The 24,246-nt window shown below is 46.9% G+C and carries 17 protein-coding genes; 8 read left to right on the top strand and 9 right to left on the bottom strand.

Annotated features, from left to right (window positions below):
* Position 1: 1 nt before the first annotated feature.
* The 3 genes from recA to T499_RS0110950 form a co-directional block, all read right to left on the bottom strand.
* Positions 2–1,024, bottom strand: a complete 1,023-nt coding sequence (recA, locus tag T499_RS0110960; RefSeq protein ID WP_013063920.1) for a recombinase RecA — start codon at positions 1,022–1,024, stop codon at positions 2–4.
* 40 nt (positions 1,025–1,064) lie between these two features.
* Positions 1,065–2,303: a saccharopine dehydrogenase family protein gene (locus T499_RS0110955; protein ID WP_013065478.1), complete on the bottom strand. Its 1,239-nt coding sequence runs from the start codon at positions 2,301–2,303 to the stop codon at positions 1,065–1,067.
* 97 nt (positions 2,304–2,400) lie between these two features.
* Positions 2,401–3,006 carry a DUF6621 family protein gene (locus T499_RS0110950; RefSeq protein WP_013065334.1) on the bottom strand — a complete coding sequence of 202 codons (606 nt, stop codon included), beginning with the start codon at positions 3,004–3,006 and terminating at the stop codon, positions 2,401–2,403.
* Between the two features lie 205 nt (positions 3,007–3,211).
* Here T499_RS0110950 and nhaD point away from each other — a divergent pair, with 205 nt between their 5' ends.
* Positions 3,212–4,543, top strand: coding sequence for a sodium:proton antiporter NhaD (gene nhaD / locus T499_RS0110945; protein ID WP_033151010.1), 1,332 nt, complete (start codon positions 3,212–3,214; stop codon positions 4,541–4,543).
* 37 nt (positions 4,544–4,580) lie between these two features.
* Here the strand turns inward: nhaD and T499_RS14300 are convergent, their stop codons facing one another.
* Genes T499_RS14300 through T499_RS0110925 form a run of 4 tightly spaced genes read right to left on the bottom strand, consistent with a single transcriptional unit; the run spans position 4,581 to position 14,063 of the window.
* A complete protein-coding gene (locus T499_RS14300) occupies positions 4,581–7,316 on the bottom strand; it encodes an ATP-binding protein (RefSeq protein ID WP_198021299.1) in 2,736 nt (911 codons plus the stop codon).
* Positions 7,317–7,334: 18 nt separating this feature from the next.
* Positions 7,335–10,106 carry an ATP-binding protein gene (locus tag T499_RS0110935; protein ID WP_198021298.1) on the bottom strand — a complete coding sequence of 924 codons (2,772 nt, stop codon included), beginning with the start codon at positions 10,104–10,106 and terminating at the stop codon, positions 7,335–7,337.
* A gap of 2 nt (positions 10,107–10,108) precedes the next feature.
* Complete coding sequence (locus T499_RS14295) at positions 10,109–12,091, bottom strand: PAS domain-containing sensor histidine kinase (RefSeq protein WP_052173667.1); 1,983 nt, start codon at positions 12,089–12,091, stop codon at positions 10,109–10,111.
* Position 12,092: 1 nt separating this feature from the next.
* Complete coding sequence (locus tag T499_RS0110925; protein ID WP_198021297.1) at positions 12,093–14,063, bottom strand: sensor histidine kinase; 1,971 nt, start codon at positions 14,061–14,063, stop codon at positions 12,093–12,095.
* A gap of 217 nt (positions 14,064–14,280) precedes the next feature.
* Between T499_RS0110925 and frr the strand changes: the two genes are divergently transcribed.
* Genes frr through T499_RS0110910 form a run of 3 tightly spaced genes read left to right on the top strand, consistent with a single transcriptional unit; the run spans position 14,281 to position 18,226 of the window.
* Positions 14,281–14,841: a ribosome recycling factor gene (gene frr / locus T499_RS0110920; RefSeq protein WP_033151007.1), complete on the top strand. Its 561-nt coding sequence runs from the start codon at positions 14,281–14,283 to the stop codon at positions 14,839–14,841.
* A complete protein-coding gene (rsgA, locus tag T499_RS0110915) occupies positions 14,842–15,771 on the top strand; it encodes a ribosome small subunit-dependent GTPase A (RefSeq protein WP_028907320.1) in 930 nt (309 codons plus the stop codon). It begins immediately after the preceding gene.
* Between the two features lie 10 nt (positions 15,772–15,781).
* Positions 15,782–18,226, top strand: a complete 2,445-nt coding sequence (locus tag T499_RS0110910; protein ID WP_033151006.1) for an alpha/beta hydrolase family protein — start codon at positions 15,782–15,784, stop codon at positions 18,224–18,226.
* A 39-nt stretch (positions 18,227–18,265) separates the two neighbouring features.
* Here the strand turns inward: T499_RS0110910 and mnmA are convergent, their stop codons facing one another.
* Positions 18,266–19,345 (bottom strand): tRNA 2-thiouridine(34) synthase MnmA, encoded by a 1,080-nt coding sequence (gene mnmA / locus T499_RS0110905; protein WP_033151005.1) that lies wholly within the window; start codon positions 19,343–19,345, stop codon positions 18,266–18,268.
* 131 nt (positions 19,346–19,476) lie between these two features.
* Here mnmA and T499_RS0110900 point away from each other — a divergent pair, with 131 nt between their 5' ends.
* The 4 genes from T499_RS0110900 to T499_RS0110885 are packed head-to-tail and all read left to right on the top strand — an operon-like array spanning position 19,477 to position 22,252.
* Positions 19,477–20,442: an SPFH domain-containing protein gene (locus T499_RS0110900; protein ID WP_033151004.1), complete on the top strand. Its 966-nt coding sequence runs from the start codon at positions 19,477–19,479 to the stop codon at positions 20,440–20,442.
* 3 nt (positions 20,443–20,445) lie between these two features.
* Positions 20,446–20,634 (top strand): type II toxin-antitoxin system antitoxin, encoded by a 189-nt coding sequence (locus tag T499_RS0110895; protein WP_033151003.1) that lies wholly within the window; start codon positions 20,446–20,448, stop codon positions 20,632–20,634.
* The gene (locus T499_RS0110890; RefSeq protein ID WP_033151002.1) at positions 20,631–21,050 is read left to right on the top strand and encodes a hypothetical protein; all 420 of its coding nucleotides are present in this window, start codon (positions 20,631–20,633) and stop codon (positions 21,048–21,050) included. Before T499_RS0110895 ends, T499_RS0110890 begins: the two co-directional genes overlap by 4 nt.
* 23 nt (positions 21,051–21,073) lie before the next feature.
* Positions 21,074–22,252, top strand: coding sequence for an alpha/beta hydrolase (locus tag T499_RS0110885; RefSeq protein WP_232221094.1), 1,179 nt, complete (start codon positions 21,074–21,076; stop codon positions 22,250–22,252).
* A gap of 40 nt (positions 22,253–22,292) precedes the next feature.
* Here T499_RS0110885 and T499_RS0110880 read toward each other — a convergent pair whose 3' ends face one another.
* Positions 22,293–24,212 (bottom strand): alpha-glucuronidase, encoded by a 1,920-nt coding sequence (locus tag T499_RS0110880; protein ID WP_033151000.1) that lies wholly within the window; start codon positions 24,210–24,212, stop codon positions 22,293–22,295.
* Positions 24,213–24,246 lie beyond the last annotated feature (34 nt).

Below are 24,246 nucleotides of genomic sequence, written 5' to 3'. Positions count from 1 at the left end.
ATTATTTCTTGTCAGCAATAGCTTCCATAATCTTTGCTTCGAGTTCCTCGCAAAGCTCTGGGTTATCCTTGAGCAGCGCTTTTACTGCATCGCGGCCCTGAGCCAGTTTCGAGTCGCCATAGCTGAACCATGAACCACTCTTCTTGATAATCTCGTACTCAACACCCAGATCTACAATCTCGCCAATCTTTGAGATGCCCTCGCCAAAGGTAATCTCGAATTCGGCCTTGCGGAATGGGGGAGCCACCTTATTCTTAATCACCTTTACGCGTACCTGGTTACCAATGATGTTGTCGCCATCCTTAATGGCAGTAACCTTGCGGATATCCAGACGTACTGAAGCGTAGAACTTCAGGGCGTTACCACCTGTGGTAGTTTCGGGGTTACCGAACATTACGCCAATCTTCTCACGCAACTGGTTGATGAAGATACAGGTAGTGTTAGTCTTCGAGATGGTTGAGGTGAGCTTGCGGAGTGCCTGGCTCATCAGACGGGCCTGCAGACCAACTGCAGAATCACCCATGTCGCCCTCAATCTCCTTCTTAGGAGTCAGAGCGGCTACAGAGTCGATGACGATGATATCGATAGCACTCGAACGAATCAACTGGTCGGCAATCTCCAGAGCCTGCTCACCATTATCGGGCTGTGAGATATAGAGGTTCTCTACATCAACACCCAGGTGGGCTGCATAGAAACGGTCGAAAGCATGCTCAGCATCGATGAAAGCGGCAATACCACCATTCTTCTGGCACTCGGCAATAGCGTGGATGGCCAGTGTGGTTTTACCTGACGACTCGGGACCATATATCTCGATGATACGACCTTTGGGGTAGCCACCTACACCTAAGGCTGCATTCAAACCTATCGAACCTGTTGGGATAACTTCTACATTATCTATCTGCTCGTCTCCCATGCGCATAATCGAGCCCTTACCATAGTCTTTCTCAATCTTCGACATGGCAGCCTGAAGCGCTTTCAACTTCTCCTGCTGAGGCGACAAGGCCTCATCTTTTTCTTTTGCCATAGTTAGTTTTACTATTTTATGAGTTATTATTTATAATTGATTATAATTCCAAGTCGCCATCGTGGATCTCATGCCAAGGCAGACCCTGCTTGTTGAGCTGCTCCATGAATGGATCGGGATCGAACTCCTCTACGTTGTGAACACCTGGGGTGTTCCAAAGACCCTTGCAGAACATCATGGCACCAATCATCGCTGGTACACCTGTGGTGTAGCTAACACCCTGCATACCTGTCTCCTCGTAGGCGGCACGGTGGCTGCAGTTGTTGTATACATAATAGGTGTGCTCCTTGCCATCGTTGCCAATACCACGGATGCGGCAGCCGATAGAGGTTTGTCCCTCGTAGTTCTCGCCAAGATCCTGTGGGTTAGGCAGCACAGCCTTCAGGAACTGCAGAGGTACAATTTTTACCTTGGCAGTACCAGTACCATCGGCCAATGGTGCCTCGTATTCTACCTCGTCGATACGGCTCATGCCAATGTTCTGAATCACTTCGAGGTGCTTCAGATACTGCTGACCGAAGGTCATCCAGAAACGGGCACGCTTGATAGTGGGGTAGTTGATAACCAGACTCTCGATTTCCTCGTGGTGCAGCAGGTAGCTGTCGCGAGGACCGATCTCTGGATAGGTAAGATCCTTGTGAATCTCCAGTGGCTCGGTCTCAACCCACTTGCCATCTTCCCAGTACAGTCCCTTCTGGGTAATCTCGCGGATGTTGATCTCTGGGTTGAAGTTGGTAGCGAAAGCCTTGTGGTGGTCGCCAGCGTTACAGTCAACAATATCCAGATACTGAATCTCCTTGAAGTGATGCTTGGCAGCATAAGCGGTGTAGATTGAAGTTACACCTGGGTCGAAACCGCAGCCCAAGATAGCTGTCAGTCCAGCCTTCTCAAAGCGTTCGCGATAAGCCCACTGCCATGAATACTCAAAGTGAGCCTCGTCCTTTGGCTCGTAGTTAGCGGTATCGAGATAGTTGCAACCGCAAGCCAAGCAGGCATCCATAATAGTCAGGTCCTGATAGGGCAGGGCCAGGTTGATAACCAGCTCGGGCTTGAAGTCGTTGAACAGCACCTTGAGCTGCTCTACATCATCAGCATCAACCTGAGCGGTCTTAATATCCATTTTATATCCAGCCTTGTGGATATCCTCCACAATCTTATCACACTTAGCCTTACGGCGACTAGCAATCATAAACTCTGTAAACACGTCAGCGTTCTGAGCAATCTTAAACGCTGCAACGGTAGCCACGCCACCAGCGCCAATCATTAATACTTTTGCCATAGTCCTATAATTTTTAATGTTAATACTTCGTATTGAGCCCTCTCACGTTCGGCATAGCTCAAGCAAGCTTGGCTTTGCTCTCACTTAATCGAGGCCTTTAATCTTTAATCTCGTCGGCCTTAATGCCTAATGCTGCCATCAGCGAGTAGCCTAAGATTTCCTGACGATAGTTGCCGCCTGTTTGTGGCTGCATGCTGAACACGGTGATGCGCTTGTCATCATCGTCGGCATGGCGCAACGTCTCGCGTACCTTATTATATATAGAGGCATCTTCGGCATTTGGAATCACCATCAGGCGCTTAATGTTTTTCTGGGCGCAAACCAGTTCGAGTACCTCGCAAAAGAAATCGCCAGTCTTGGCAAACTCTTCGGGCTGGTAGGCATTGATGGTAAACTCGCCCAGATGATCCTTGAATGCCTTTTCGCTCAAGTCGTTAGCATAGTTTCCTGGTACGAAGTTTTTCATCTGCTGCTGGTCCTTCTGGTGAATCAGGATTACCTGTATATCGTTCTCACCCTCTCTCACGCCGCCATCGAGTGCCACGCAGTCAAGCCACTTGGCGATATCTGCCTGTGGAATGCGTCTTCCAATCATGCGCTCGAAGTTAACAATGAGATTAAATGCCACAGTGTCAACGTAGTCTGCATCTACCAGTACCACGTTGTCACTCCACTTTACTTCATTATTCAGTTCGTTGTTCATATGGAGTGCAAATATACAAACTTTTTCGCTAAGCAACAAACTTTTCGGGTTTTATTTGGTATTCTTCTAACTTATTATTACCTCTGAGCTTCGCTCTAAGGTACTTCCGTTCGAGAAAACTCAAATAATATTTGGTTTTCTTCTCACTTATTCGTACCTTTGCAGCCAAATTCAAAACAATAATTAAAAAGTATTCTAAACAAAAATGTCAACATTAACAATTTTGATTGTCGTTGTGTTCTGTATAGGCTATCTTTGTATAGCTCTTGAGAGCCTGACAAAAGTAAATAAAGCGGCTATTGCGCTGCTGATGTGTGTGCTGTGCTGGACACTGCTTATGCTCGATCCAATGTCGTATTATCCCAGCTTACTGGGCAGTGATGTGATGCACCACATATCCGAAGTTATCGAACATCATTTGGGCGATGCCGCAGGTACCTTGTTCTTCCTGATGGGTGCCATGACCATCGTAGAGATTGTAGACTCAAACGGTGGTTTTAACTTTGTTCGCGATGCCATAAAGACACGCTCTAAGCGTAAGCTGATGTGGCGAATGGCCTTTATGACCTTCTTCCTTTCAGCTATTCTTGATAACCTAACAACATCTATCGTGATGATTATGGTGCTGCGTAAGTTGGTTCAGAGTCGTAACGACCGATTGATCTATGCAGCTCTGGTAGTTATCTCGGCTAACTCGGGAGGCGCATTCTCGCCTATTGGCGATGTAACCACCATCATGCTTTGGATTAAGGGCGTTATTACTACTCAGGGTGTGCTGACCGAAATCTTTATCCCATCGCTGATTTCTATGCTGGTACCAGCCTTTATCCTGCAGTATCAGTTGGAAGGCAAATTTGATAAGGAGCAGAATCTGCCAAAGGCCGATGTTAGCACCTTTACCAAGTCGCAGCGCGACATCATCTTCTGGCTGGGTGTAGGCGGTCTGTGCTTTGTGCCCATCTTCAAGACGATTACTCATCTGCCTCCATTCATGGGCATCCTGCTTGTTCTGGGTCTGCTTTGGACAGTTACAGAGATCTTCCACTACAGTGCTTCGGATGATGACACAATGGCCAAGCGTGTAAGCGATCTGCTGTCGCGTATCGACCTGTCTACCATTATGTTCTTCCTGGGAATCCTGATGGCTGTAGCCGTACTGCAGGAGGTTGGCGTACTCACCATGCTGGGTGGCGTACTTGATACCACTTTCGAGGGTAATCACTTCCTGGTAACAGGTATTATCGGTGTGCTCTCGTCGATTGTTGATAACGTGCCTCTGGTAGCCGGATGTATGGGTATGTATCCTGTGGCTGCTACTGGCGATATGGCTATCGATGGTATCTTCTGGCAGTTGCTGGCCTACTGTGCTGGTGTGGGCGGTTCAATGCTTATCATCGGATCGGCTGCTGGCGTGGTTGTGATGGGTCTCGAGAAGATTACCTTTGGCTGGTATATGAAGAAGATTACCTGGGTGGCTTTTGTGGGCTATCTGGCAGGTATTCTTACTTACTGGGTTGAAAGAGCATTGTTCTTCTAAATAATAAGCCCTCGCTAAATGGCGAGGGCTTTTTTTTTTATTTCCTTGGTATCCACATCCAGAAGGTAGAACCATGACCTTCACCTTCTGATTCAACACCAATCTTTCCTTCGCATCGTTCGGCTATAGCCTTACAGATACTCAATCCTAAACCTGTACCCTGTACAAAGTCGTTCAGCTTTACAAAACGCTCAAACACAGCAGCCTGCTTATCCTTGGGGATACCAGCACCTGTATCTTCGCAGTAGAAGTAGATGCCGCCATCCTGCTCGCGATAGCCCACCTTGATGTGTCCTTCGTGGGTGTACTTGATGGCATTGGTGGTAAAGTTGGTAAGTACCTGTTGTATGCGGCCCTTATCAAGCGTAGCAGGGAATGTTTCGTATGGATTATCCTTGATGAACAGCACGCCAGCCTCATCCACACGTTGTGCCAACGTCTGACAGATGTCGTCGAATACCTTGGCAAAGTCAACCTGCTCGGGCTGGATGGCCAGTGCCTGACCAACATTCGAGGCTTCGAGAATATCGTTGATGAGTCGCATCAGCATGTCGCAGTTGTTGCGGATAATGCGGATAAACTCCATACGCTCGCTATGTTCCTCAACCACTGGCAACAGATCGCTGAATCCCACAATGGCATTCAGTGGCGTGCGTATCTCATGGGTCATATTAGCCAGGAAGGCTGCCTTCATCTTACCTGATTCCTCAGCGCGCAGGGTCTCGTCTTTCAGCTTCTGCTGGGCTTCCATCAGGGTATCGATGTTACGAGCCACACCAAAATATTGATATACCTTTCCATTCTCATCGAAACTGGGAATACCGCTGATGGCATACCATACAGGATTAGGGTTGATAACGGTGTACTTGAAGTGGATGGTTTGGTTGTATGGCCTAGCTTGGGCTATTGTTGCCATAGCATCCTTGAGTGCATTTTCGCTAAACTCGTCAGTTACGCCTCTATAGAATTCATCCAGAGTCTTGGTATAGTCGGTTTTGCGACCACTATAGCTGAAGTGGATGAGTCCCTCTTTCAAGTCGAATGTCCAAACAAACATCTTACAGGTTTCAAGCAGATAACCCAGTTGGTTCTCGTAGGTCTTGATATCTTCGGTGGCTTTACGAATCTCGGTATCGTGCCTATGCTGTTCCAGATATAGGTGTCGTTCGGCAGTCATATCGCGAGCCGTTACCACGTAGAACTGCATCTCGCCATTCTCATCGAATGTTGGGCGTACCTTAATCTCGATATACTTGTAGATGCCAATCTCGGGATAGAACATGCGCTGACAAACGTGGAAGTTCTCTTTGTCGCCTTTGTGGTACAGGCCTTTTACCAGGGGAACTTCGAACAGGTTCATCTGGCGGAAGAACTCCTCGCCATCCTTGTCAAACTCGCAGAGGTCGGCCATACGACGGTTCACGTCAATCAGTTTACCATCCTTGTCATAGAACGACATGGCTATCAAGCCATATTCGAACATGTTCTGGTATTTGCTAGCTATCTCTTCGTTCATGCGCTCCTCTTGTACCTCGTTGGTGTAATCCCTGAACGAGGTAATGATGTAACGTGGTTTGTCTTCGTCGTATTCTACTACGGCGTGTCCCTCAATCCAATGCCAGTCGGGTTTTTCTATTGTTCCTCTGTTATAACGACGCTTCAGATAGCCCAGATCCTTATGACCTTGACTCATTAAGCGCATGGCTTCGCTGAATTTACCCTTCTCTTCTTCGGGTAGGCGATCCATAAATTCGGCGTGACTCATACCTTCTTCAGGTAGCATGTCGCCATATCTGTTTTTCAACCATTGTGTCTGGATGTCGAACTCAATCACATAGTATTTACCTGAACTCAGTGCTTTCTGCATCATCTCGTTCAGGTCAACCGATTTCTCAACAGCCTTTCGAACGCGGGTACGCATCACCTGACTGAACAGCAGGAAGATGATGGCTGCTGCGATGATGACAACCAGCAGAATGAGTGTCATGGGCGATGCATCGTTGTGTACATTCTCGGGATGGAACCACCTGTCGTATATCCTTTCGACATCGCCCGACTGCTCCATACGTGCAAACGTATCGTCAATAGCATGAATCAGATCCTTATCGTAACCGATGATACGCAACTCGCCAGCAGGGATGTCGGTCTCGTCAAACTCAATGCCATCAATGTTCAGCTCCTTAACCTTCATCATCAGTGGCTGTTCGCCCCACATGTAGTACTTGTACTTGCCACTTCGGATACCCATCAGGGCCTCGCGGGGTGAATGGTATTCTACCCTAAACGGCTTGCTCTTCTGTTCGGCTACCTTCAAGTCAACATAGTCGTTTTTCTTTACTGTCAGTGTATCATTCTTAGTAAGCTGACTGATGCGTCGGAGCGGACGGGTCCCCTTCAGTCGTACAGCCCTTACATTATAATAGGTAATCATGTTCTGGGTGTACTCGAATGGGGGACGGTCGTATTTAAACTTCAGACAGTGGATAAGGTCGGCCTCGTGCCTGTCGAAAGTCTCTGTACACTGGTACCACTCTTTCATGATGAACTTGTGCGGAATACCCAGTTTGTCTAATATCAAGTTCAATACCTCAACATTGTAGCCATCAGGTTCACCCATGTCGTTTCTGAACTCATAAGGCGGGAACTCCCAGTCGCTCACAATAATCAGCGGTTTTTCGGTGGTGTATTCACGTATATATTTGGCCGCTGCTTGCTGTACGTGGCACAAGGCAAGCAAACTGGTAATAGCAAGTATGAATATCTTTTTTGTCATGATCATCAAGTTTCGGATTTAACAACGTTCCATTTCTATCAGCTTACAAGGTATCGAGAACCATACCATGGTGCCCTTGCCTTCGGTAGATTTAAGCTCTATCTGTCCGCCCATATACTCTACCAACTCATGGCAGATACTGAGACCCAAGCCTGCGCCATTGTTGGCACCAGTTACAAATCGGTCGAAAATGTGTTCGATGTCCTCTTGCTTAATGCCACATCCGGTATCTTCTACCGATACAATCAGGCGGTCGGCAATAAACTCGTAGCGTGCCAATACCGATCCCGAGGTGGTGTGTTGTATGGCATTAGTGAGTATCTTGTTGAGAATCATCGATACATTGGGCTCATCAATCTCAACTATCAATCGCTTAAACGGATTCTGTGCAATATACTCTACGCCTGGTTGCTTGTGGTTGTCCCAAACAGATGAGCAACGGCCCTCGAAAATGCTGGCCAGATCGATGGGCTGAGGCGAGATGGTAATCATGCCGGCATCCAGTCGCGACAGGAACAGAATGTCGTTGATCAGTTTGAGCAGCGAGGCCGAGTTCTCCTTAATCTCATTGATAAATACAGCCTCGTCTTCAGGCGAGTGATCCATCTCAAACAATTCGGAGAATCCTACTACCGTATTCAATGGTGTACGTATCTCGTGGCTCATGTTGTGCAGGAAGGCGTTCTTCACTGTCTCTACCTCCTGGGCACGAACCGACTCCAATGCTAGTTTCTCTTCCACGGCCTTGATATCACTGATGTCACGAATCAGTCCGAAGTATTCCACTATCTGTCCATCCTTATAGGTGGGCACAAAGTTAAACTGCAGGTGCAGGGTTACGTGGTCCTTGCGCCTGATGCAGGTCTTGATTTCGGCTCGCAGACTGCCAGGCTGCTTATTATCCATCTTGTTCAGTATGCGCAGTGCCTGTTTCTCTGATGAGGGGGCGATGAATGCCAATGCTCTGGTTTGGGTTAGCGAATATTTCTCGTGATTGATTTCGCTGAATACGGTTAGTGTGTGCGTGTCAAGGTGATACTTGGCCAGACTGATGCCTCCTACAGCCAGCACATAGTCGATGTTACGCACATAGTTGGTAACCTCGTCCTGTGCCTCTTGCAGTTCGTTGGTGTTCTCCTGCAGCTGTCGGTACGAATGGGCAACCTCGGTTACATTACGTCCAGAACCGAAGAAACCGATGCGCTTACCATTGTTATCGCGGATAGGCATTACCTGCAGCTCGTAGTATAACTTGTCGCGTTTCAACAGATTGTTCAGTGTACGCCCATCGTCAGGTCCGTTGTAAATCTGTGTGGCATAGAAGATTTCGAAGTCGTCGAGATCCAAATCTTCTATACCCAGCACATCGGATAGTGAGATGTGCTGTTTTCTGATTGTTTCTATGTCAACTCCTACTATAGCAAGTGATTTGGAGTTCATATCGGTGATATAACCATCGGCATCATAGTACACCATATCTACCATAGCCGAGTTAAACAGCGACTGATAACGCAGCATCGACTCCTTAATGAGCTGTTGGCGCATGCGCTCCTGGGTGGTATCGGTCTTCGAACAGATAATAACTGATGGTTTCTTGTGTTTATCGCGTCGCAATACCGACAGGGTAGCCGTGTAGTTGTTGCTATGAATCAGGTCGTTCTCGTATTCCTTGAGTTGCAAGGTATAGGTAGGAACTTTCTCCTCGATAACCAGGCGCAAGGCTTCGGTAAGTTGCGTAAAGTCGTTAGGATCGAATCGGTGTGAGAATTCCAGCAGCGAATAGTTGCGCTCGGGGTAGCCGGCCGAATCCATCATCACAAAGAACTGTGAGACCACATCGTAAGTACAGAACTTTACGTTACTGGTACGCATAACCAACGACAGACGTTCGTTTTCCTTCAAGATCTTCTTTGTCATTTTGTGTTCGCGAATCTTGAAGAAGGCATAGTAAATGATAATGGCCAAAGCCAGGATGGCAAAGAACTTAATCCAATCCCAAATCCACGAAGGGATACCCGACTCTTGTCGCTCGGGATAGAACCACTTGTTCTGGATAGCAGTCAACTGGTCGTTGGCGCGCAGTTTCGAGTAAACGCTGTCCAGTTGCGCCAGCAGGTGATGGTCGTTGGCAAAGAACTTATATTCGCCATAGGGAAAGTCGAAGGGAGTGAGTTCCAGGTTGTCGGTATGGTATTTCATCATCAGCCACTTCAGCGACACAGAGTTCCAAAGTATCACACCTTTATTTTCAGAACTTACTGTCTGTATGGCCTCTTTCATGTCGTCGAAGGGGATGATTTCCTTGGCCCATCCGTTATCAATCAGTTTATGGTGACTGAAACTTCCCTCGTGTACAATGATAGAGTAGTCGGTAAGGTCTTTTCCAGCCTTGGCATGGATAGCCTGACTTTTGGGCGTTACCAGACTATGGGTGAATATCTGTACAATGGTTTTGCCGTAGGATGAGTTGTTGCGGGCAAAGTCGGCATCCATTCTCAGCATCAGGTCCGACTTATGGTCTTTCAGGTCTTTTTGGGCTTCCAGAGTAGGGCGTAGTCTGATAACGTATGGAATGTCGAGTTCTTTGAAAATCATCTTCAAAAGGTCGATATTATAGCCGTCAGGTTCGCCGTTCTCGTTCAGGAATACATAGGGCCACAGGTCCCAGGCATCCTCATACACCAGCGGTCGCTGATCATTGTAAACAATGATGCTGTCTTTTTGAGCGTATGCGGTGCCAAATGACAGGTGGCAGGCCAAAAGTAGTACAAATATTCTAAATCTATTCATAATCATTCAGTAATTTCTTGTTTACATGGAATCCATACCCAGAAGGTGGAGCCACAATCCTTGCCTTCGGATGTAACGCCAATCTCACCACCGCTGTTGTCGGCAATAAGCTTGCAGATGCTCAGGCCCAGACCGGTGCCCTGTACAAAATCGTTCAGCTTTACAAAGCGGTCGAATACTTTCCCCTGGTGCTCCTTGGGTATGCCAGCACCGGTATCTTCGCAGTAGATGTACAAGCCTTCCTTATCCTGTCGCATCTGCTGCTCATAACCAATCTTTATATGCCCCTGTTGGGTATATTTGATGGCATTGGTAACAAAGTTGGTTACTATCTGTTGGGTACGTCCGCCATCAATGGTTGTGATATAGGTGGGGTAGGGACTCTCTACCAGGAATTCTATTTTGGGGTTCTTGATGCGCTGTGCCAACGAGGTGGCTACGCTGTTAAAGCACTTGGCAAAGTCGGTTCTGGTGGGCTTGACGATGATGTCGCCACTCTCTAACGATGAGAGTGCCAGAATATCGTTCATCAGACGTAACAGCATGTCGCAGTTGTTGGATATCACTTGTATAATACCCTCTCGCTCTTCGGGTGTACTCATGGTTGCCAATACATCCGAAAAACCTACGATGGCGTTCAGTGGGGTGCGTATCTCATGACTCATGCTGGCCAGGAAGGTACTCTTGCGCATACCAGCCTGGTTAGCGCGTTCGGTTTCTTCCTTCAGTTGTTCCTGCTTGTAAATCAGGTCGGTTACGTTTCTTACCACACCATAGGTGCCTGTCTGCTTGCCGTTCTCATCATAGTATGGAATGCTGTCGATAAAGGTCCACTCCAGTTCATCGCTGTCGTGGAAGAACGGACGCATATGGGTCAGGGTCGACTTAGGCTCGTTAAAGAACTCGTAGGGATGTCGTAATCCTTCGGCAAACGGATCGTCGATAAAGTGTGATATGAGCTCGTCGAATCCCATTTTGCTTTCTATCACGCTCATCTCGCGATAGAAGGTAACCTCGCGTTTCTCGAACGAGGTGCGGAAAAAGTGCATGTCAACATTCTCCATCAGGTATTTCAGCTCTGTCTCGTACTGTTCGATGGCCTGGTTGGTACGTTGCAGCGATGCTTCGTTCTCCTTGTCCTGCTGGTATAACTCGCGTTCCTGGGTAACATCTCGCATATACAGTGTGAAGAACTCCAATTGGTGATCTTCATTGAAAATGGGATGTATTCTTATTTCTGAATAACAGTTCACGCCACGCTCATACATCACTGTCTTGGTGCAGAAGTAGAGGTCGTCGGTAAGATCCTTTTGTAGAATATAACGGAAGGTTGGCAACTCAAACAGACTGTAGCGATGATAGAAAGGGTCGTCTTCCGACTTAAACTTCAGTATCTCGCGCAACTTGTGGTTGGCTGTCAGCAGATGGCCGTCCTTGTCGTAGAATGCTTGACCAACGATACTCTGCTCAAACAGCTTGCGGTAGCGGTCGGTTAGTTCGCGCTCTTCTTTCTCGGTCAGTATCTGTTCGGTCTGGTCGTCCAGAATACAGTAAAAATTGATTGGCGTTTTCTTGTCATCATAGTCGTATTCCACAATACCTATATCGTGAATATAGCGCCATTGTTCTTCATGCTTGTCCAAACTGCTATCCCATCTGAAGATACACTCCGATGATTCGGCACCTTTTACTAACCGAATAATAAACTCGCTATAGAAATGACGGTCGTCGGGGTGTATGTATTCCAGACTCTGTTCGAAAGTCATACCGTTGGCAGGCAGGAAATCGCCATATAGGTTATAGGCCAGGTGGTTTTGCAGTTTGAGTCGTACCACATAGTTGTTGTCGTTTAGTGTGCGTTGCATGATGGTAGCCATATCCTTGGCTCTCCAGATATTCTTTCGAATGCTGTAGAGTGTAATGCGGTTCAATATCATGCCTATGATAATCACCACCAGGGTTAATATAACTATCAGTATCTGCATACTATATCACTATTTTTCTTTCAAAGTCAATCATCTCGCAGGGCAGGGCGATAAAGAACGAGCTACCCTTGTCGGGTTCCGACAGCACATCGATGGTACCGCCCATCTGTTCTATCATCTCTTTTACGATAGGCAGGTCCAGTCCTGTGCCAATGCGCTTGTTCTTGCCATCGCTTACAAAGCGGTCGAACATCTTGGTGGCATCTTCCAGGTCCATACCGCCATCGGTGCTGTCAACAATCACAATCAGCTCGTCGTGCAGGTATTCGTATCTTGATTTGATAAGTCCCTCGTTGGTACTCAAACCTACATAGTTACACAACTTCTCGATGGCAATACCCAAGTTGTGCTTATCAATTTTTACACGAAGCGATTTATAGGAGTTGTTGATGATCTTTCTGGCATCATTGCTCGTCTCGCTCCAACCATGCTGGCACCAACTGTCGAACAAGGTGGCAAAGTCGTGCACCTCGTAATTGTATTCTATCATGTGGGCATCCAAGCGTGATATGAACAGGATATCGTTGATCAGGTTCAGCAGCACATCTGTGTTCTTCTTGATTTCGTTGGCAAATATCGGCTCGTCTTCCATGCTGTGCTCTGTTTTGAACAGGTCGGCAAAACCAATCACTGCGTGTAAGGGCACGCGCAGCTCATAGCTCATGTTCAACAGGAAGGCGTTCTTCAGCTGCTCCTCTTCCTGGGCTTTGGCTGTTTCTTCCTGCAGTCGCATTTCAGTGTACGACATCTCTGTGTCGTTTCGTAGCAGACCGAAGTAATGCGTTACTATGCCATCGTGGTTGGTGATGGGCATCAGGTTAAAGTTCAAGTAAATGTCGCGTCCCTGCTTGTCGGGCAGTTTGGTATGCAGTGTTTCTGATATCGTGCCCAAACGTCGTTTGTCCATATGCAGAATCAAGTGCTTGGCTTTGGGACGGTCGTCGCTATGTATCAGTGCTACGGCATGTAGCTGTGCTATACGTTTACCTGTTTCGGTCAGGTCGCTCAGAATCTCCAGTTCATGGGTGTCGGGGTAGTAGTTTACCAGGCGTGCCTCACTGATTCTCAGCGAGTAGTTGATGTCTCTGATGTATTGCTGTATGTCTTTGGTACGTTTCTCAATCAGCTTGCTGGCTTCCTTCTGCTTGTGTGTCGACTCTACCATCTCGGTAATGTCTCTGCCTGCTGCAATCACACCATAAAGCTGGTTGTCCTCGTTTCGGATAGGCCCTAACATCACCTCATAGTATATCTTGCCTTGGCGTGTTACCTCGGGAACACGCTCATCGGTAGCTTTTGTCTGACTGATATCGGTAATCGACGATAGCTGGGTGTGCTCTATAGTGCGTACGTCCATCTCCCTGTACGAGGGAATATCGGTCATTTTCATCTGGCGGTCAAGCAAGGCTTGAGGGTTTTTCACACCAAATGTCTCGCAGGCTTTATCGTTCAGGTCGGCCAGATAGCCATCTGCATCATAGTAAATCATGTCAACTAGCGACGAGTTAAATACTGTGTGGTATCTCAGCATCAGTTTTCGGGTATTCTCTGCCCTTTGCTGCTCCAGAGTAATGTCGCGCTGGGTACCTAGAATCTCGCTTGGTATGTCGTGGCGGTTCCTGTGCAGTACCGAGAGGGTTATCTCGTAGCATTTCACTAATCCGTCTTTGTTGGGTGCACTCTTCACGGTCAGTGTTTCCGATAGGGTTTCTCTGTTCAGTATGTTTGTAATGGCTTTCTTTATCTTTTTAAAGTCATCGCGGTCGTAAAGCTGTGAAAAGTCGAAAGGTGTATAGAGTGTCTCGGTCAGATCCTGTTTTGATATAACCTTAAATATATTCTTCTTGGTATGATAGGTCCAGGTATCAGTTTTGTTGGCATCCATAATCAGTGTCAGCTGCATATTCAGCCGCTGTACTTTCCTGGTTATTTTGCGTTCGCGATAGTAGATGAGCCGATTGTATACTACCATGCCAATAACGGATATCAAGAAAACCGCTATCAGATAAATATATATATGATTGCTGTATATTAGCATAAATTGTCCGTAAGTATGGTAGTAAACACCCGCAAAGATAGCTGATTTTGCGCAAATAACAAAATTTTTGAACGAAAAAAACGCAATTATTTGGAAGTTTCGCAGAAAAACGTTACTTTTGTCATCAGAAAATGACTAAAAGTACAAAAATATGGTTGACGTAAAAGAAATTTTAAACAAGAGCGAAGAGCTCATGGAAATGGCGGCTATGTACCTCGAGGAGGAGCTGAATCGTATCCGTGCCGGCCGCGCCAACGTGGCTATTCTCGATGCTGTGCGCGTAGAAGTGTATGGCAGCAAGGTGCCCCTCAATCAGGTGGCTAACGTGAGTGTGCCCGATCCTCGTACCATTGCTATCAAGCCTTGGGATCGCAAGGAGATCCGTAACATCGAGAAGGCTATTATGGATAGCGATGTAGGTATCACTCCTGAGAATAATGGTGAGATTATCCGATTGAATATTCCTCAGCCCACTGAGGAGCGTCGTCGCGATCTTACCAAGCAGTGCAACAAGATTGCTGAGAAGGCTAAGGTTGAGGTACGTAACGTGCGTGGTGATATCAAGGATAAGCTTAAGAAAGCAATTAAGGATGGTCTGTCGGAGGACTTGGAGAAGGATGCCGAGGCTGAGCTCCAGAAGTTGCACGATAAGTTTATCAAGAAGATTGATGAGCTGATTACGGCCAAGAACAAGGAAATCATGACCGTATAAATGCGCGGACTTGTTATTAAGAATACAGGCAGCTGGTACACCGTCTTAACCGACGATGGCCAGCTGATTGAGTGTAAGATAAAGGGTAACTTTCGTTTGAAAGGTATCCGTAGTACTAACCCTGTAGCCGTGGGCGATAGGGTAGAGATTGTACCTAACAACGAGGGTACGGCTTTTATTACCGAGATCGAGGATCGCCGTAATTACATTATCCGTAAAAGTATCAACCTCTCCAAACAGAGTCATATCCTGGCGGCTAATGTCGATCAGGCCATTTTGGTGGTTACGGTGGTTAATCCGCAGACATCCACTACCTTTATCGATCGTTTCCTGGCTTCGGCCGAGGCTTATCGTGTGCCGGTTATCCTGGTATTTAATAAAACCGACCTGCTCGATGAAGATACACGCCGCTATCAGGAGGCGATGGTACATCTGTATCAAACCATTGGCTATGAGTGTTATCAGATTTCGGCCGAGACAGGTGCAGGTGTTGAGGCTCTGCAACCCTTGCTCAAGGATAAGATAACCTTGCTGAGTGGTAATAGTGGCGTAGGTAAATCAACGCTTATTAACCGTTTAGTGCCTGGTGCCAGTCAGCGAACAGCCGAGATTAGCGATGCCCATAACACCGGTCAGCACACCACCACTTTCAGTGAGATGATACGGTTGGATGAGGGCTGGCTTATCGATACCCCAGGTATTAAGGGCTTTGGTACGTTCGATATGGAACCAGAGGAGCTTACCAGCTATTTCAAGGAGATATTCCATTTTTCTCAGGATTGCAAATTCTCAAATTGTACCCATACCCACGAACCTGGTTGTGCTGTGCTCAAGGCACTCGAGGACCATTACATTGCCGAAAGCCGCTATCAGTCGTATCTCTCGATGCTCGAGGATAAGGACGAAGGCAAATATAGAGCAGCTTATTAAACAAACATAAATGAAAAGACTTATTACAACACAAATGCTGTTGGCTATTGGCATGATGGCTACAGCCCAAGTAAAGACGCCTGTAACCGAGTTTAATCTCGCAGGTCCTTATGCAGTTTCAGCCCCTTTTGCTATCGATACAGTTGATGTGCAGGGCAAGAAGTTCGATCCCGTTTCGCAGTTGGGTTCCATTGCTTTAACCTCTCACTTTACAGGAAAGTTCTCTGGTCAGGTTCTTCCATCGTTGCCTGATAGTAAGAGCGTAGGTTTGCTGAGTTTCTATGTTAATAACTCCGATTTTATCAAGGGTAAGATCGAGGTGAAAGGTCCCAAGCACTCCAAGCTTTTTATCGATGGTGTTGAGGCTGGCGGTGAGTTAAAGCTTGCACCCGAACATCACACCTTTACCATCCAGTATCTGGCCGAGCCTAAGGATACCGATTCTATCCAGGTGGTTTTCGATACACCAACATCCATCACCTATCAGCTAACACCTAATCATCCTTATATGGTACACGATCTGACAGATGGTAAGCGCGTTCGTGGTATCAATCTTTCGGCCGATGGTCAGTTTGTTTGTGTGTCTTATCAGACAACCGACCGTGGTGGTAATACTCGTTGGAATTATGAGTTGCGCGATGTGAAGTCTGGTCGACTGATTTCGCAGCCTTCACGCAATCCACGCTGGATGCCAAAGAGCATCGCTTGGTTGGAAGAGGAGAAAGAGGGTAGTCATCGCGTATTATATAAGGTTGACCCCAAGACAGGTGTTCGTACGCGTTTTGCCTATGATATCCCAGAGGGTAGCTACACGGTTTCTCCTACCGAGGATTATCTCATTTTTACACTTGAAGAAGAAGGTCCACAGGAGGATAAGGAAGTATTCGAGATTCTCGAGATGGATGATCGCCAGCCTGGTTGGCGCAAACGTAACTATCTGGCCAAGTACGATATCAAAACAGGTATTACCCAGCGTATTACCTTTGGTAATAAGGGCGAGTATCTGTATGATATCTCACAGGATGGTAGTAAGCTGTTGGTTATCAGCAATCGCTCTCGTCTTACTAAGCGTCCCACCACTGTTTCTGATGTGTTTGTGATGGATGCTCAGACATTGAAGGTTGATACGCTGCTTTCAGGTGCTGAATTCCTGGGTGGTGGTTCTTTCTCGCCAGATGGATCGCAGATATTGTTTGTGGGTAATCCCGAGGCCTTTAATCGTATCGGTTGCCAGTTGCCTGCCGAGGTTACACCTAGTATGACAGAGAATGAACTTTTCCTGTTTGATATCGCTTCAAAACAGGTTAAGCCCTTAACTAAGGATTTCGATCCTTCAATTGATGATGTCGATTGGTCATGGGCTGATGGACAGATTTACTTCTCAGCCGAAGATCGCGATTATGTCAATATGTTTGTACTGAATCCTAAGACGGGGAACATAACAAAACTGCCTGTTAAGGGCGATTATACTTATCGTTTCAATATGGCTGCCCATGCTCCTGTACTGGCATATCTGTCGTATAAAACGATGGAGCCTGCATCAGCCTATGTGGCTACTATAAAGAACGCAAAGTTCAATGCTCAAAGTACAATGTTTAATGGCGCTGAGGCTCTTGGCGACGCAGAGATTGGTACCTGTCAGGATTGGAACTTCACCAACAGTAAGGGCGATACTGTTTATGGTCGTCTTTATTTGCCTAAGGATTTCGATGCTACCAAGAAGTATCCTATGATTGTTTACTACTATGGTGGTTGCTCGCCTGTGTCGCGTTATTTCGAATCTCCATATGCTCCACAGTATTGGAACTCTCTGGGTTATGTAGCTTATATCCTTGAGCCCAGTGGTGCAACCGGTTTTGGTCAGGAGTGGGCGTCGCGCCATGTTAACACTGCTGGTCGTGGTCCTGCCGAGGATATCATCGAGGGAACTAAGAAAATCTGCGAGGCTCATCCATTTATTAATAAGGATAAGATTGGTTGTATGGGTGCTTCGTATGGTGGCTTTATGACCCAGTACCTGCAAACACAGACCGATATCTTTGCTGCCGCTGTTTCGCATGCCGGTATTGCCAATCACACCAGTTATTGGGGCGAGGGCTATTGGGGCTATAACTACAGCGAGGTGTCGATGGCCAATAGCTATCCTTGGAGTCATCGCCAGTTGTATGTCGATCAGAGTCCGCTGTTCAATGCCGATAAGATCCACACACCACTGTTGCTGCTCCATGGAAATGCTGATACCAACGTGCCGCTCATCGAGAGTCTGCAGATGTTTACTGCTCTGAAGCTCTTAGGACGCGAAGTATCGCTGGTAGAAGTTGAGGGTGAGAATCATCACATTCTCGATTATTCTAAGAAAGAAAAGTGGTTGGCCACCCAGATGGCGTGGTTCCAGAAGTGGCTGAAGGACGATCCCACTTGGTGGGATACTCTCTATCCTAAGAAACATCTTTAATAAACAAAAATCCCTCGCTTACCGGCGAGGGATTTATTGTTAAATGGTGATTTCGCCTGAGCCTAAGCAGCGATGATGATCCTTGTCGTAAACCACACAGAACTGACCAGGTGCCACACCGTGGATTTTATCTTTTGAGTGAACCATGCAAGTACTTGGACTTGTCCACTCTAATGTGGCCGGATGGTATTCTGGTGTGTGGCGAATCTTAAAGGTAACCTCCGTTGGCTGTAACTCCTTAGTGAGGAAATGGAAATCGTGCACAGGGAAATCGGCCTTATAAGCTGTTTCGGGATCGTAGCCGTGCGATACATATAATATATTATTAGCCACATCTTTCTTAACTACAAACCAAGGACCGCCACCAAAGCCCATGCCCTTACGCTGACCAATGGTGTGGAACCACAAGCCCTTGTGTTCGCCAATGCGCTTGCCTGTTTCCAGTTCAATCACATCACCTGGTTGTTCGCCAAGATACCTGCGAATATAGTCGTTATAATTAATCTTTCCTAAGAAACAGATACCTTGCGAATCCTTACGTTTTGCATTAACCAAATGCTCGCGTTCAGCTATCACACGCACCTCATCCTTTACATAATGACCTATTGGGAACAGGGCCTTCTTCAGCTGCCAGTCAGCTATCTGTGCCAGGAAATCAGTCTGATCTTTCACAGGGTCAGGACTGGTGCAGAGCCACTTGTCACCATTCTCGTCTGTTTCTGTCATAGCATAGTGGCCTGTTGCAATCAGGTCGTAGTCGTGACCACGCTTCTCGTCAAAGGCACCAAACTTAATCAGTCGGTTGCACATGACATCGGGATTAGGTGTTAATCCTGCACGCACTTTGTCCATGGTGTACTTAGTCACCTGGTCCCAATACTCCTTATGACAATCGATAACCTCCAGTTTGCATCCAAACTTATGCGATACAGCTGTTGCCATCTCGAGGTCCTCCTCACTCGAGCAGTCCCACTCCTCTTGCTCCTCAGGACCGATCTTAATATAGAAGCAGTCCGGATGTAGTCCCATACGAGCAAACTCATATACGACCACACTACTGTCTACACCACCAGACAATAACACTGCAATGCGCTTATTCTCAATATCTTTGATATTCATGGCGGCAAAATTACTACTTTTTTCTGAAATATCGTTAAATTTTTGAAGAAATCCATTGTTAGTTCAAAAATAGTACATATCTTTGCGATATCAAAATGATATCAGATTATTAATCATTAAACTATAAAGTTATGGAGACAAAAGAGTTTGAGTTTAAAGGATCGGTGATGAACGGATTCCTGATGTTGTTTGTAAACATTGCAGTTATCATATTGGCAATCGTTGGTATTGTGCATAGTATTATCCAACTTGATGCCAGCAATGGCGAAATAGGTGGTTGGGAACTTGGAGCAAGTATACTGCTGGTTGTTATTAATATCATCATGTGGTGTGGACTCACACAGTTGGAGCCTAATGAGGCACGCGTTACCACATGGTTTGGTAAGTACGCTGGCACATTTGCACAGACTGGTTTCTACTGGATCAATCCATTCTATGGCACTAAAAAGGTTAGTCTGCGTGCGCGAAATCTGGATGCAGAGCCTATTAAGGTAAACGACAAGACTGGTAACCCTGTAATGATTGGCCTGGTACTGGTTTGGAAACTGAAGGACACCTACAAGGCTCTGTTCGAGGTTGATACACAAACCATGGCCGCTAATCCTGCTGCTATAGGTAGCGACACCAAGGGACTGATGAACGCGCTCGAGAATTTTGTACGTGTGCAGAGCGATGCTGCCCTGCGCCAGGTGGCTGGTCAGTATGCTTACGACGATGAGGATTCTAAGTCGGGCGAGCCCACTCTGCGCTCAAGTGCCGATGAGATTAACGAACAGTTGGAGCAGAAACTTGATGAGCGTTTGGCCCTTGCAGGTATTGAGGTGGTTGAGGCACGTATCAATTACTTGGCTTATGCCCCTGAGATTGCTGCAGTGATGCTTCGTCGCCAGCAGGCAAGTGCCATCATCACTGCTCGTGAAAAGATAGTAGAGGGTGCTGTGTCTATGGTAAAAATGGCACTTGATAAGCTCTCAAGCGAAGATATTGTCGACCTCGACGACGATAAGAAAGCAGCTATGGTTTCGAACCTGCTCGTAGTGCTTTGTGGCGATGACTCTGCTCAGCCCGTTGTAAATACTGGTACATTGAACCATTGATTCATGGCTAAGAAAGAAACAAAGAGTTTCATTCTACGTGTCGACGCTGAGACGATGGACGCGATAGAGGCTTGGGCTGCGGACGAGTTCCGCAGCACCAATGGTCAGCTGCAGTGGATCATCACTGAGGCCCTTCGCAAAGCCAAGCGTCTGCCCAAGAAACGAGCCCCAAAAACTGAAGAAGAATCATGAGCGAATTTAATATTCAAGAAGTGAAAGTGCATCGCACACTCGAGGGAACCATCTTCGAGGTTGTAACTGCCATCATCCTTATTGTGATGTATGCAGTAGCTCTGGCCACAAAGTATTTCGATTTTGATAATTTTCAAGGCAAGCATATGGCCACTATAGTTCTTAGCGTTATCTCCATCGTGCTATTGTTGGTGGCCTATTCGCCCAAGAATATAAACATTGGTAGTGAACCAAAGAATATCCATCAGGTTGAGCTATCAATCAGAACGGTTAGAATTATAGCTGTAGAAATGGCGATGTTCTGTCTGCTGATGGTCGCTATATCGCCAGATAATCCCATCATACATACCGCATTTGGTGTTACGTTAGTAGTCACAGCCCTCATCTCAACTATTTTTATCCACAAATCAAAATGATACACAAACATTTTTTATCGCTAATGGCATTTGTTGCTGTTAGTGCCTCCGCACAGAAAATTAATGGTACTTGGAGTGGCGAACTGAATGCAGGTCTGCAGAAGATTAAGGTTGTGCTGAATCTGAACGACGATGGCAAGTGTACGCTCGATAGTCCAGACCAAGGCGCATTTGGTATACCTGCTACCACCAACTTCATATCTGCTGATTCTGTAAACGTAATCGTTGCATCGCTTCATGCGTCGTATGGCGCACGATTGCAGGATGGTGAGTTGAAGGGAACTTTTACCCAGGGCGGTTTTAAGCTGCCATTGAATCTTAAGCCAGGTAAGAAGGCAGAACTGAAGCGACCTCAGAACCCACAACCACCATATCCCTACACAACAGAAGAAGTGACATTCCAAAACTCCAAGGCTGGAGCCACACTTGCAGGAACACTGACTATACCCGCTGGAGGTTCAAAATATGTGCTATTGATGGTAACTGGCAGTGGCGCCCAGAATCGCGATGAAGAGGTTTTTGGACACAAACCCTTTGCTGTGATTGCTGATAGGTTGGCTCGTGCTGGCATAGCTACTTTGCGATATGACGACAGAGCCACAGGTAAATCTGTAGGTGGCAAGGATCCTATCGTAACTACACTTGATTTTGCTGCAGATGCAGAAGCTGGCATTGAATGGTTGCGCTCGCAGAAGCGATTTAAGAAGATTGGCCTCGTGGGCCATAGCGAAGGTGGTACCATCGCCTTTATGTTGGCGGCCCAAAAGAAGTTGGATTTTATCGTATCTCTTGCAGGTACAAGTGTGAAAGGCGATAGTGTGTTATTGGCCCAAACCAAGGCTATGGGAGGGCCAAAAGTCAAGAACTTGACCATAGAGCAGTTGCGCCAGATGCCAGAGATGCAGAACCCATGGGTGAAATGGTTCATCGACTACGACCCACAAGGCGACATCGCTAAAATCAAATGCCCCGTAATAGCTCTTAATGGTAGCAAGGACCTTCAGGTTATCGCCACTCAGAATCTGCCCGCCTTACGTCGCACACTTCCCAAAAACAAGAAGAACTTCATCAAGGAGTACGAAGGTCTCAACCACCTATTCCAACATTGCGCCACAGGCATGCCCACGGAATATGCCACCATCGAAGAGACCTTCTCCGAAGAAGTTATCAACGACATCATAGCATGGGTAAAGCAATTATAACAATAAATCCTCGCTTATAACCAGCGAGGATTTATTGTTTTTATTTCTTAGTGAAACTACTGAAGTAATTCATACAAACTTTTTGCCATTCTTTGGCGTTCTCCAGTTGGTGCTGCAGTCGGGCATCTACTTCCTGCCAGCGCTGCTCGTCGATGTTAGGTTTGGCCTCGTTCCAGATGCGGATAAAGTCCTCAACCTCTTTTACACCACGTGCGTAGCGGTAGTCCATCTCCTCAAGTACGGTGCGACCGCTTTTCATTCGGTAGCTCCATGGCACACGGTGGAACCACAGCAGGTAGCGTTCTGGACAGGTGTTGATGTTGTCGTACAGTGTGCAGTAAGGCTCTCGATACTGTGCTGTGGCATTCGAACCGGTATGAGTGCGGTCGAAACCAATGCTGTCGTTGTTGGCCTTATGGTAGTAAACAGGGCACCACTCCAGGGGGACGTGTGCATTGTAACCATCGGGCTCGGGTCCGTAGTGCTCATCAAATGCAAAGATATGGTGCAATCCTATTGGCATCATATAATCTACACAAGCTTCGCGACTACGCAGCATCATCGACTTTAATGCTTCGTTATTCGAAGCATTAAATGTCAGACACAGCCATTCTTCTGCAATCTGCTCGCTGGTCAGGTTCGGATTCCATGCCAGACGACCAAAGGCATACCAGTTGGCCTGTGAGAAGTGGTGCCCGCACCAGTTCTTATCCAATCCGATGTTGGCAACACCTGCAATGCCAACTAATTTCTCGGGTGCAACAAATCCAAAGAACTCGCGCCACATGGGGGCTAAGTAGGTAAGGTGGCGCGACTGGCCTAAGTATTCCTGAGTAATCTGCAACTCGGCCATTTGTTTTGTGTTTTTAATATTGTCGAAGATAGGAGCGTACGGTTCGCGTGGTTGGAAGTCCAGAGGACCATTCTTTGACTGCAGAATCACATTGTCGCGGAACTTGCCATCCAGGTCCTTAAATTCGCTTACAGCCTGTTTGACACGGTCCTCGCCACTATGGGCAGCGCCATATACAAAACTGCGCCACATGATGATGCCGCCGAATGGTTTCACTGCATCGGCCAGCATGTTTGCACCATCAGCATGCGTGCGCTTATAGTCGAATGGTCCAGGCTGTCCTTCCGAGTTGGCCTTTACCAGGAATCCGCCAAAGTCGGGAATCTGTGCATATATCTCCTTAGCCTTTGCTTTCCACCAGGCTTTTACTTTGGGGTTCAGCGGGTCGGCCGTCTTGATGGGCTTGCCGCCATTAAAGCCTTTGGCAGGAATGCTCATGGGCGAAGCAAAGTTAACCGAGAGATACACCTTGATGCCATAGGGGCGCAGGATGTCGGCATACTGCTTTACCTTATTAATATATATAGCCGACAGCATCTTGGGCGAGGCATTTACATTATTCAGTACTGTACCATTGATACCGATCGAGGCATTGGCACGTGCATATTCTTTTATCAGTTCTGCGTCGATGGGCTGATCGGGATCCTCTACAAAGATGGTGCGACCATGGAATTTTCTTTCTCCAGCTTTGCCTTTCCAGAAAATGCTCAATCCAGCGTAGCCGCGCTCGATAGTGCCATTCAGGTTGTCCCAGTGGTTCAATATGCGCAGTTTGTAGAATGGCTCACTGCCAGTAGTCTCGCCACGCAACAATGCATAGGCGCCATACAATAATCCAATCTCGTTTTTGGCAGAGATTACACTGTTCACTTTTCCCTGTTCACTATTCACTTTGATGCAGTACGCATCCTGTTTCATACTTGCATCCAGCTTCAGGGTTACATCCTGTTTGCTGTACGCTCTCAGTTCCTGGGCTGCTATGCACTCAGGTCCGGTAACCTTTGCTTTGTTGATAGGTTGTTGTCTTAGCCACAGTTGGTGACCATCCTCAGCCTTTGCCATCCCAGCAAAGACCAATGCCATTAAGAGTAATGTTAGTTTCTTCATATTTATTGATATTTTTGTTGCAAAAATATAAAAA

This window comes from Prevotella sp. RM4 (genome assembly GCF_000701965.1).
Taxonomy (GTDB): Bacteria; Bacteroidota; Bacteroidia; order Bacteroidales; family Bacteroidaceae; genus Prevotella; species Prevotella ruminicola.
This window is presented reverse-complemented; position numbering and strand designations above follow the sequence as displayed.